Annotated in this window: 10 protein-coding genes; 7 read left to right on the top strand and 3 right to left on the bottom strand. The window is 70.1% G+C overall.

What is annotated here, in order from left to right; translation table 11 throughout:
- Positions 1 to 55 precede the first annotated feature (55 nt).
- Genes mihF through OC550_RS07045 form a run of 6 tightly spaced genes read left to right on the top strand, consistent with a single transcriptional unit; the run spans position 56 to position 5,932 of the window.
- Entirely contained in the window at positions 56 to 373 is a 318-nt protein-coding gene (gene mihF / locus OC550_RS07070; RefSeq protein ID WP_262104637.1) for an integration host factor, actinobacterial type, read from the top strand.
- 19 nt (positions 374 to 392) lie between these two features.
- Positions 393 to 965, top strand: a complete 573-nt coding sequence (gene gmk, locus OC550_RS07065; RefSeq protein ID WP_262104635.1) for a guanylate kinase — start codon at positions 393 to 395, stop codon at positions 963 to 965.
- Between the two features lie 48 nt (positions 966 to 1,013).
- Positions 1,014 to 1,274 (top strand): DNA-directed RNA polymerase subunit omega, encoded by a 261-nt coding sequence (gene rpoZ, locus OC550_RS07060; protein ID WP_005268284.1) that lies wholly within the window; start codon positions 1,014 to 1,016, stop codon positions 1,272 to 1,274.
- A 32-nt stretch (positions 1,275 to 1,306) separates the two neighbouring features.
- Complete coding sequence (gene coaBC / locus OC550_RS07055) at positions 1,307 to 2,527, top strand: bifunctional phosphopantothenoylcysteine decarboxylase/phosphopantothenate--cysteine ligase CoaBC (protein WP_262104630.1); 1,221 nt, start codon at positions 1,307 to 1,309, stop codon at positions 2,525 to 2,527.
- 47 nt (positions 2,528 to 2,574) lie between these two features.
- Positions 2,575 to 3,780: a methionine adenosyltransferase gene (gene metK, locus OC550_RS07050; protein ID WP_262104628.1), complete on the top strand. Its 1,206-nt coding sequence runs from the start codon at positions 2,575 to 2,577 to the stop codon at positions 3,778 to 3,780.
- Between the two features lie 10 nt (positions 3,781 to 3,790).
- A complete protein-coding gene (locus OC550_RS07045; RefSeq protein ID WP_262104626.1) occupies positions 3,791 to 5,932 on the top strand; it encodes a primosomal protein N' in 2,142 nt (713 codons plus the stop codon).
- Here the strand turns inward: OC550_RS07045 and OC550_RS07040 are convergent.
- The 3 genes from OC550_RS07040 to OC550_RS07030 are packed head-to-tail and all read right to left on the bottom strand — an operon-like array spanning position 5,929 to position 8,737.
- Positions 5,929 to 7,017, bottom strand: coding sequence for a glycosyltransferase family 1 protein (locus tag OC550_RS07040; protein ID WP_262104624.1), 1,089 nt, complete (start codon positions 7,015 to 7,017; stop codon positions 5,929 to 5,931). The genes OC550_RS07045 and OC550_RS07040 overlap by 4 nt on opposite strands.
- Positions 7,014 to 7,895 (bottom strand): alpha/beta fold hydrolase, encoded by an 882-nt coding sequence (locus OC550_RS07035; protein WP_262104622.1) that lies wholly within the window; start codon positions 7,893 to 7,895, stop codon positions 7,014 to 7,016. Before OC550_RS07035 ends, OC550_RS07040 begins: the two co-directional genes overlap by 4 nt.
- Entirely contained in the window at positions 7,892 to 8,737 is an 846-nt protein-coding gene (locus OC550_RS07030) for an aldo/keto reductase (RefSeq protein ID WP_262104620.1), read from the bottom strand. The genes OC550_RS07035 and OC550_RS07030 overlap by 4 nt, the downstream gene beginning before the upstream one ends.
- 154 nt (positions 8,738 to 8,891) lie before the next feature.
- On the opposite strand from OC550_RS07030, the gene glpK reads away from it, so the two are divergent.
- Entirely contained in the window at positions 8,892 to 10,406 is a 1,515-nt protein-coding gene (gene glpK / locus OC550_RS07025; protein WP_262104617.1) for a glycerol kinase GlpK, read from the top strand.
- The last annotated feature ends 56 nt before the right edge of the window (positions 10,407 to 10,462 follow it).

Here is a 10,462-nt window from a genome sequence, read left to right as displayed (position 1 = left end):
AAGTGGATTAGCTCCATGCCGCGGCCGGCGGCAGCGCAACGATGTGGAGAAGCCTGTGAGTCTGAAACCGCTGACGGACAGCGAACGAACGGCAGCCCGCAACAAGGCCACGGCGGCCCGGGCGGAGCGCGCCGAGGCGAAGGCCAAGCTGAAGGACGGGCGCACGAGCATCTCCGAAGTCATCGAGTCGGCTAAGACCCAGGAGTCGATTGGCCGGCTGCGCGTGGCCGAGCTCCTGGAGGCACTGCCCGGCATCGGCAAAGTCCGCGCCGCCGGGATCATGGAATCCGTCGGGATCGCACCGACCCGGCGGGTGCGCGGTTTGGGGGTCCATCAGCGTAAGGCGCTGATCGATCTGCTCGAACCGCGCTGAACTGCTATAGATGGAAAGCATGTCTGACAAACCCACCCTGACTGTCCTCGCCGGGCCCACCGCCGTCGGTAAAGGTACGGTCTCCACCTACATCCGCGACCACTACCCCCAAGTCTGGCTCTCCGTTTCGGCGACCACCCGCGCTCCGCGGCCGGGAGAGATCGACGGCATCCACTACTATTTCGTCTCCGCCAGCGACTTCGATGACCTCGTGGCCAAGGGATCGATGCTCGAATGGGCCGTGGTCCACGGCCGCAACCGCTACGGCACCGTCCGAGAGACGGTCGAACGGGCCATGGCCGAGGGCAAGTCGGTCCTGCTGGAGATCGACCTCCAGGGAGCGCGGCAGGTCAAGCAGACCATGCCGGACGCAAACTTCGTCTTCCTGGCGCCCCCCAGCTGGGACGAAATGGTGCGCCGGCTCGTGGGCCGCGGCACAGAAACGCCCGAGGAACAGCAGCAGCGGCTGGAAACCGCTAAACTGGAACTTGCCGCCGAATCCGAATTCGACCACACCGTCATTAACGACGACGTCCGACGGGCGGCGGAAGAGCTTGTTTCGCTGATGGGACTCGTGCCGAACCCGCGTTAGGCATCGGAACAACAGCGCAAGATTACCTACAGAATTTTTGGAGAATACGTGTCGACCAACCTCGAAGGCATCATCAATCCGCCGATCGACTCCCTGCTGGAGACGACGGACTCGAAGTATGCCCTGGTGATCTACGGGGCCAAGCGCGCCCGCCAGATCAACGCCTACTACTCGCAGCTGCATGAGGGGCTCTTCGAGTACGTCGGCCCGCTCGTGGACACCAAGCTGAACGAGAAGCCGCTCTCCATCGCCCTGCGCGAAATCAACGAGGGGCTGCTGGTTTCCAAGCCGGTAGAGAAGAACGACTAGCAGGCCCGCTGAGCGGACCTGGCGGAGCAGGCATGCGGATCATCCTTGGCGTAGGCGGCGGTATCGCCGCTTACAAGTCCGCATTCCTGCTCCGGCTGTTTAAGGAAGCCGGGCACGAAGTCACGGTCATCCCGACCGCGGCCGCCGAGCAGTTCGTCGGCCGTCCAACCTGGGAGGCCCTGTCCGGCCGGCCCGTCTCCACCAGCGTGTTCGACGCCGTGGACACGGTGAACCACGTCCGGCTGGGACAGGAGGCGGACCTGGTGGTTGTCGCCCCCGCGACCGCGGACCTGTTGGCCCAGGCGGCAGCCGGGCTGGCCGGGGACCTGCTGACCAACACGCTTTTGGTGACGCGCGCCGCCGTCGTTATGGTCCCGGCCATGCACACGGAGATGTGGCAGCACCCGGCTACGCAGGCAAACGTTGCCCTCCTGCGCAGCCGCGGGACGGTCGTGATGGAGCCGGCCAGCGGCCGGCTCACCGGAAAGGACACCGGCCCGGGGCGGCTGCCGGAGCCCGACGAGATCTTCGCGTTCGCCCTGCGGCAGGTCCGCGAGGCTCCCGCGGCGGGCGCATCGCCCCTGCTGGGCAAGCGCGTCGTCATCACGGCGGGCGGCACCCGGGAACCGCTTGACCCGGTCCGTTTCCTGGGCAACCGCTCCTCCGGCAAGCAGGGTGTCGCCCTGGCCCGCGCGGCGTCCGCGGCCGGCGCCGAGGTGGAGTTGATCGCCGCCCACATGGACGTCGCCCCGCCGGAGGGCGTCAAGACCGCCCGCGTCGAGACTGCCCTGCAGCTGCGCTCCGCCGCCCTCGATGCCGCCGGGCGTGCTGACGTAGTCATCATGGCCGCCGCGGTCGCGGACTTCCGGCCGGCCGAGCAGGCCGGGACCAAGATCAAGAAGCGGGACGACGCGGCGGATCCGGTGATCACGCTCGTGCGCAATCCGGACATCCTGCAGGAGCTGGTACAGCAGCGCCGGGACAGCGGCACCGGCCCCGAGCTGATTGTCGGCTTCGCCGCCGAGACTGGCGACAGCCGGGGCGACGTGCTCGAGTATGCGCGCCAGAAGCTCGAGCGCAAGGGCTGCGACCTGCTGGTGCTCAACCAGGTGGGACAGGACCTCGTCTTCGGGCAGGACCAGACCTCGGTGAGCATCCTGCACCGCAACGGCGACGAGCCGCAGACCTTCAGCGGCACCAAGGACGAAGCGGCCGAGGCGATCATCGCCCGCGTGGCCGAAGAACTGGGCTGACGGGCGCCGCGCACGGAACCGTCGGCGGGAGCAAGTAAAGTAGGGCTGTGACTTCTTCAGCTACCCCTCTGCGGCTTTTCACGTCCGAGTCCGTCACGGAAGGCCACCCGGACAAAATCTGCGACCAGATTTCGGATGCCATCCTCGACGCCCTCCTGCGCGAGGATCCCGAGTCGCGGGTCGCGGTCGAAACCCTGACCACCACGGGCCTGGTGCACGTGGCCGGCGAAGTCACCACCCAGGGCTACGTGGAGATCCCGCAGATCGTCCGCGACACCATCCTGAACATCGGCTACAACTCCTCAGACAAGGGGTTCGACGGCGCCCGCTGCGGCGTTTCGGTCTCCATCGGCCAGCAGTCTTCCGACATCGCGTCCGGCGTCTTCAACTCCTACGAGGCCAAGCAGGGCCTGATGGTGGACGACTACGATGCGCAGGGCGCCGGGGACCAGGGCATCATGTTCGGCTACGCCAGCGACGAGACCGATGTCCTGATGCCGGCCCCGATCTGGCTGGCACACCGGCTCTCCGAGAGGCTCACCGAGGTGCGCAAGTCCGGCGTCCTGCCCTACCTTCGCCCGGATGGCAAGACCCAGGTCACCGTGGGGTACGACGGCGACAAGCCGGTATCGGTCGACACGGTCGTGGTGTCCACCCAGCATGAGGCCGGCGTTGACCTGGAGCACCTAGGCCGCGACGTGAGCACCAAGGTGATCGAACCGGTGCTGGCCGCCTCCAATCTTGACATCTCGAACGTCCGGCACATCCTCAACCCGGGCGGCGAATTCGTCATCGGCGGTCCGGTCGGGGACGCCGGCCTGACCGGCCGGAAGATCATCGTGGACACCTACGGCGGCATGGCCCGCCACGGCGGGGGCGCCTTCAGCGGCAAGGACCCCTCGAAGGTGGACCGCTCGGCCGCCTACGCCATGCGCTGGGTCGCCAAGAACGTCGTCGCTGCCGGCCTGGCCCGCCGCGCGGAAATCCAGATCGCCTACGCCATCGGCATGGCGCGCCCGGTGGGAATCTACGTGGAGACCTTCGGCACCGAGACGGTGGACCCGCTGCGGATCGCGGACGCCATCCATGAGGTCTTCGACCTGCGCCCGCTGGCCATCATCAACGACCTGCAGCTGAAGCGGCCGATCTACCTGCAGACCGCCGCCCACGGCCACTTCGGCCGGGAGCACCACAACTTCACGTGGGAGCGCACCGACCGCGCGGACGCGCTGCGCAGCTTCTTCAACGCGTAGCCGGGGCCACATGCCGCAGGAGCCAGGAGCGGACGGGGCCGTCCAGCTGTCCCTGCTGCAGGGGTTCGGGGCCCCGGCCAAGCCGCGGGGCACCACGCAGCCGGCAGCCCAGGACCCGGTGGCGGAAGTCCTGATCGAATCGGCCGTGCCGCACCTCGACCGCGGCTTCGACTACCTGGTGCCGGCGGAGCTCGCGGCGGGCGCGGTCCCGGGAGCGAGGATCAAGGCACGCTTCGGTGCCCAGGAAGTCACCGGTTATATCACGCGGCGCAAGGCCGAGGCGGCGGAGGGCATCAAGCTGAGCCGCCTGGCCAAGGTCGTCTCGCCCCAACCCGTGCTGACGCCCGAGGTGCTGCAGCTGGCGCAGGCCGTCGCCCGGCGCTATGCCGGGACCGTCAGCGACGTCGTCCGCGCCGCCGTCCCGCCGCGGGTGGCGCGCGTGGACAAGGAGTTTCCGCCGGCAGCGCAGGGACCCGGGGCGCAGACGGGGACGACGACGGCCGTACCCGACGCGTCGAACACGGCAGACGCACTCGATCCAGCAGTGCGGGACACGCCCGGCGCAGAGACGGGGGAGGTCCCCGATCCGGCCGAGGCCTTCGCCGGCTATCCGGCGGCCGGCGCGTTCCTGGCCCATCTCGCCGCCGGGGGCTCGCCCCGCGCGGTCCTGTCGGCCCACAAGTCCTACGGTGCCGCCTCCTGGGCAGCCCAGCTGTCCGCCGCCGTCCACGCGACGCATACGAGCGGCCGGGGGGCGCTGGTGGTGGTGCCGGACGCCAAGGACCTGTCGATGCTCGCGGCGGAGCTGGAACGCAGCATCGGCGCGGACGGCTTTGTCCGGCTGACCGCCGAGGACGGGCCGACGCCTCGCTACCGGAACTACCTGAAGCTGGTGCACGGCCAGGCCCGGGTGGCCATCGGCACGCGTTCGGCGGCCTTCGCGCCCGTGGCCAACCTGGGGCTGGCCGCCATCTGGGACGACGGCGACGACCTGCACGTGGAGCAACGGGCCCCATACCAGCACGCCCGCGACGTGCTGCTGCTACGCGCGGAACAGACCGGCTGCGCGGTGCTGCTCGGCGGCATCAGCCGCAGCACCGAAAGCCAGCGCCTGGTGGAAGCCGGGTGGGCGCAGCCGCTGCAACCGGAGCGGCCGGCGGTGCGGGCGGCGGCGCCGCGCGTGGTCAACACGGCGGATTCCTTCCAGCAGCAACGCGATCCGCTGCTGCGGCATGCGAGGCTGCCCCAGGCGGCCTGGCAGGCGGCGCGCGAGGGGCTGGAGCGCGGCCCGGTGCTGGTGCAGGTGGCCCGGACCGGTTTCGCCCCGGCACTTGCCTGCCAGGACTGCCGCACACCGGCGCGCTGCAGCGAGTGCCAGGGACCGCTCGCGCAGACCGGTCGCGACAGGGTGCCGGCCTGCCGCTGGTGCGGGCGGCTCGCCACCGGGCACCGCTGCGCCGAGTGCGGATCGCCCCGGCTGCGTGCGCTGGTGGTCGGGGCGTCGCGCACCGCCGAGGAACTGGGCCGGGCCTTTCCGGGGGCCGCGGTGGTTTCCTCGGCCGGAGAGCACATCAAACAGAGCATCCAGGCGGGCCGCACCCTCGTGGTCGCCACGCCCGGCGCCGAGCCCGCGGTGGACGGCGGCTACGCCGCGGCGCTGCTGCTGGACGGCAACGCGATGCTGGCCCGGGAATCCCTGCGCGCCTCGGAGGATGCGCTGCGCCGTTGGTTCACCGCCGCCTCACTGGTACGGCCGGCGAAGGAGGGCGGCGTCGTCGTTATTACCGCCGAACACGACGCCGTGGTCGGGCACCTCGTGCGGTGGGACCCGGCCGGAGCCGCCGCACGCGAACTGGAGCTGCGCCGCGAACTGCAGCTGCCGCCGGCCGTGCGGATCGCCGCGCTCACCGGATCGACGGAGAGCCTCGAGGTCTTCCTCGACGGCCTCGACCTTCCGGATGACGTGCGTACGGTAGGCCCGGCGGAACTGCCGCTCCCCGGGTCGGCGGGAACGCACCGGACGCTGCTGTTCTTCACCTACCGGCAGGGCAGCGCGGTGACCCAGGCGCTGCGGGCCAGGAAGGCTGCCGTCTCCGCCCGGCGCCTGGCTGAACCCGTGCAGGTCCGCTGCGACGGGCTGGACCTGCTCTAGCGCCCCGCCGGGACCTGGCGCCGCCGCCGGACCTCTTCCGCCATGGCCAGGAGCTGGGCGGCCGAGTGGTCCCAGCTGAACTGCCCGGCCCGGCCGGCCCCTTCCTTGCTGGCCCGCGCGCGCCGGTCCGGATCCTCCAGGGCGCGCACGGCGGCGGCGAACGCCGCCGGCTCGTCCGGGTCGACAAGGAGCGCCGCTTCCTCCGTCACCTCGCGGAAGATGGGGATGTCGCTCGCGATGACCGGCGTGCCCGCGGCCATGGCTTCGATCAGCGGCAGTCCGTACCCCTCGTCGCGCGACAGGCTGACCAGCGCGGTGGCGCGGTGCAGCAGCTGGCGATACTCGCCGTCGGACACGCCATGGTGGAAGACCAGCTGCCCCGGGTCGGCCGCACCGGCTGCCAGCTCCGCCTTTCGGGCGGCGGACACCGGGCTGAGCAGGTGCAGGCGGTAATCCGGCAGCAGCGCCATGGCCGCGATGAGCGTCTCTACGTTCTTGTAGGGCATGTAGGAGCCCATGTACAGCAGGTCCTTGTCCGCCGGCGCCTGCGGATCGCGGGCCGCGCCGGGGGAGTGCGGCGCATTCGAGACGATCCTGATGTCGCGGCGGGTCAGCCGGGTCTGCTCCAGCAGGGACTTGGTGGTGCGGCTGATGGTGGCCACCATGTCGGCCCGGTTGAGCAGCAGCCGCTGCGGCCAGTAGGCCTTGTGATAAAGCCGCCAGAGCCCCCGGACGGGCGGCGGCAGGAAGCCCGGAGGCTTGGGGTGCCGGTAGTAGATCAGGTCGTGGATGGTCAGGATCAGCCCGTAGCGGCGGCCGAAGCTGCCCATGGTCTGCATCGGGCAGACCACCACATCGGCCCCCAGCTTGTTGATGCGGCGGGCGACGAACAGCTCGGCGGGGGAGAGCGGGCTGTTGATCTTCACCCAGGGCACGTCGGGCAGGAACTGCAGCTGCCGCTCGTCATGGATCAGCATGCGCACGTCCGCCTGCCGGGCCGCGGCAGCGATCAGGTTGGCGCCGTACCGGCTGATCCCGTCGAGCTGGTCCGTGCGGGTGTAGCGCGCGTCGATCAGCAGCCTCACGCGGCGAGCTCCCCGAGGAAGCGGCTGATCATCCGCGCGGCGGCTTCGGGCGCCTCGTAGTGGATCAGGTGGCCCACGCCGTCGATAATCTCCAGGTGCGATCCCGGGATGCGCCCGGCAAGCCGCCGCTGGCTGGACACGGAGCCGAGGTCGTCCTTGGCGCCCGCGATGAGCAGCACGGGCAACGCGAGCCCGGGCGCCGCCTCGACCACGTCGTGGGAGATGGACGCGCGGAAGGACTCCAGCACCACGGCGCGGTTGGCGAAGGAGCTGAAGTAGGCGTCGTGCTGGGCGTGGATGAACCTCCGTAGCTGGGGGTCCTTCGTCTTGGCCATCATCATGCTCATGACCCGCACGATCGCCGGATGCTGCAGCAGCGCCAGGCCAGCGCGTTCCGGCAGGCGGGCGCCGAGGAAATAGTAGAACTCGGCCAGGCGGGAGGCGGCGGCCCGCGGTCCCTTCAGGGCCGGCTCACTGATCGGGTTGACCAGGACGGCGGCGGCGAAGGAGCCCGGGCGGGCGGCCAGGTAGTGGGACGCGATGATCGACCCGAAGGAGTGGCCCAGCAGGACCGCCTCGGGGCCGAGGCCCAGCGCTGCCGCGAAGTCCTGCACGAACCCGGCGTAGCCCTCCACGCTGTGCTCCCGGTCGCTGAATGGCTTCGAGGCGCCGAAGCCGGGCAGGTCGGGGGCGATGATGCGGTGCTCCGGCAGCGCGCGGGCCAGCAGGTCCAGGCCGTGATGGTCGCCGCGGAAACCGTGGATGAACAGCAGGTCGGCGCCGGCTCCCGGCTGCCGGGCAGGGTACTCCCAGTAGCTCGCCTCGCCGGTTTCCAGCATGACGGTGCCGGCCGTAGCACGGTCCTTCGTGGCGGTCACGCCCAGTTCACCTCGTCCGGGTGGGAGCCGAGCCGGCCATCGCGCTCCAGCGCGCCGAGTTGCCGCATGGCGTCGTCGTCCAGGGCGAAGTCCCGGACGCGGAAGTTCTCCCGGATGCGTTCCGCCGAGCTGGCCTTCGGGATCACGGTGTTGCCCAGTTGCAGATGCCAGCGGAGGACGACCTGTGCCGGCGTGCGGCCGTACCGCGCGGCGAGTCCGGTAACCACCGCGTCGTCCAGGACCGAGCCGCGGCCGAGCGGGCTCCAGGCCACCGTGCGGATGTTGTGTTCGTCGTGCAGTCCGCGCAGTTCCCGCTGCTGCAGCCACGGATGCAGCTCCACCTGGTTGACCGCCGGGACCACCTCGGTCCCGGCGAGCAGGGTCCTCAAGTGCCCGGGCTGGAAGTTCGAGACGCCGATCGCCCGCACCCGTCCCTCGTGGTAAAGCTGCTCCAGGGCGCGGTAGGTCTCGACGAAGAGCCCGCGTTCCGGCAGCGGCCAGTGGATCAGGTACAGGTCGGCGTACTCCAGGCCCAGCTCGTCCAGTGACTTCCGGTAGGCATCCAGGGCGGCCTGGTGGCCGTGGCTGTCGTTCCACAGCTTCGTCGTGACGAAGATGTCCTCGCGGCTGACCTCGGGTTCCTCCGCCGTGAACTTGGCCACCGCCTCGCCCACGCCCTGTTCGTTCCCGTAGAACGCTGCGGTGTCGATGTGCCGGTAACCCGCCTCGAGCGCCTGGTAGCACAGGCCGGCAGCGTCCGCCGGCGGGACCTTATAGACGCCGAAACCCACCTGGTCCATCAGGACGCCGTTGTTGAGTGCCACCTTGTGCGCTGTTGCCATAGCAGAAACTCTACCGACCGGCGGCCGTCTCCGAAGACCGACGCTCCCTGCGCCGCCATTGACCGCCACCCGCCCGGCGGCTAGGTTCGAGCCCAGTGGGCCGGGCCGCCGGAATGCCGGTCCCGGTATCAGCAGGCAACAGCAAAGGTGGGCCATGCCCGGTTACGTACTGGCCATTGACCAAGGTACGACGTCGTCCCGCGCCATGATCTTCGACCGCGGAGGCAGCATCGTCTCCAGCGGACAAAAGGAGCACCGCCAGCTCCTGCCGCGGGCGGGCTGGGTGGAACACGACGCCGTCGAAATCTGGGACAACGTGCGCGAAGTCGTCGGGACGGCGCTCTCCCGCGCGAGCCTGACCCGCCACGACATCGCGGCGGTCGGCTTGACGAACCAACGCGAAACCACCGTGGTCTGGAACCGCTCGACCGGCCGGCCGGTCAGCAACGCCATTGTCTGGCAGGACGTGCGGACCCAGGCGATCTGCGACGAGCTCGCGGCCGGGGCGGGCCCGGACCGCTTCAAGAACATCACCGGTCTGCCGCTGACTCCGTACTTTGCGGGCACCAAGCTGCGCTGGATCCTCGACAACGTGCCCGGCGCACGCGAACAGGCCGAGGCGGGCGAGCTGCTGTTCGGCACCATGGACAGCTGGGTGGTCTGGAACCTCACCGGCGGGACTGACGGCGGCGTCCACACCACCGACGTGACCAACGCGTCCCGGACGTTGCTGATGGACCTGCGAACCCTTGACTGGTCGCCGGACATCCTGGCGGCCTTCGGCATCCCGGCGGGCATGCTGCCGTCGATCCGCTCGTCCTCCGAGGTATACGGAACGGTCCACGGTTCCCAGCTGCTGCGCGAGGTCCCGATTGCCGGCATCCTGGGTGACCAGCAGGCGGCCGCTTTCGGCCAGGCCGCCTTTGGTCCCGGCGACGCCAAGAACACCTACGGCACCGGCTGCTTCGTGCTGGTCAACACCGGCGGCCGGGTTGTGTCGTCGGCGAACGGCCTGCTGGCGACGGTGGCTTACCGGCTCGGCGACCAGGCTCCGACCTACGCGCTGGAAGGGTCGATCGCCGTCGCCGGTTCCCTGATCCACTGGCTCCGCGACAACCTGGGCATCGTGGCCTCCGCCGCCGAGGCCGAGGAACTGGCCGGCACCGTCCCGGACAGCGGCGGGGCCTACTTCGTCCCGGCGTTCTCCGGCCTGTTCGCCCCGTACTGGCGCCCGGACGCTCGCGGGGCTTTGGTGGGGCTGACCCGGTTCGTGACCAAGGCGCACATCGCCCGCGCCGCCTTGGAGGCCACGGCCTTCCAGACCCGGGAGGTGCTGGAGGCCGTCAACGCGGATTCCGACGTGCCACTGAAGGAACTGAGGGTCGACGGCGGTATGGTCGCCAACGATGCGTTGATGCAGTTCCAGGCGGACATCCTCGGCGTCCCGGTGGTCCGGCCACGGGTAGCCGAGACGACGGCCCTCGGGGCCGCCTACGCCGCCGGGCTCGCGGTGGATTTCTGGGGCGGGCAGGATGAGCTGGCGGCCAACTGGGCCGAAGACCGGCGGTGGGAGCCGGCCATGGAGGAAGCGGAGCGGGCCCGCCGGATGCGCCTGTGGAAGAAAGCGGTGTCCCGGACGTTCGACTGGGTCGACGAGGACGTGCGCTGATCGTGCCAGCCCGGCCAAGCGCAGATCAGGGCCCCGCGGGGAGGCGCCCTGATCTG

The organism is Arthrobacter sp. Marseille-P9274 (assembly GCF_946892675.1).
Classification (GTDB): Bacteria; Actinomycetota; Actinomycetes; order Actinomycetales; family Micrococcaceae; genus Crystallibacter.
Note: the sequence above shows the minus strand (reverse complement) of the source record. Positions and strands in the feature narration are given on the sequence as shown.

Bases quoted from the DNA above. Each gene is read 5' to 3' on its own strand.
- gmk (WP_262104635.1), top strand. From the start codon at position 393: ATGTCTGACAAACCCACCCTGACTGTCCTCGCCGGGCCCACCGCCGTC.
- coaBC (WP_262104630.1), top strand. From the start codon at position 1,307: ATGCGGATCATCCTTGGCGTAGGCGGCGGTATCGCCGCTTACAAGTCC.
- OC550_RS07045 (WP_262104626.1), top strand. From the start codon at position 3,791: ATGCCGCAGGAGCCAGGAGCGGACGGGGCCGTCCAGCTGTCCCTGCTG.
- OC550_RS07030 (WP_262104620.1), bottom strand. From the start codon at position 8,737: ATGGCAACAGCGCACAAGGTGGCACTCAACAACGGCGTCCTGATGGAC.
- glpK (WP_262104617.1), top strand. From the start codon at position 8,892: ATGCCCGGTTACGTACTGGCCATTGACCAAGGTACGACGTCGTCCCGC.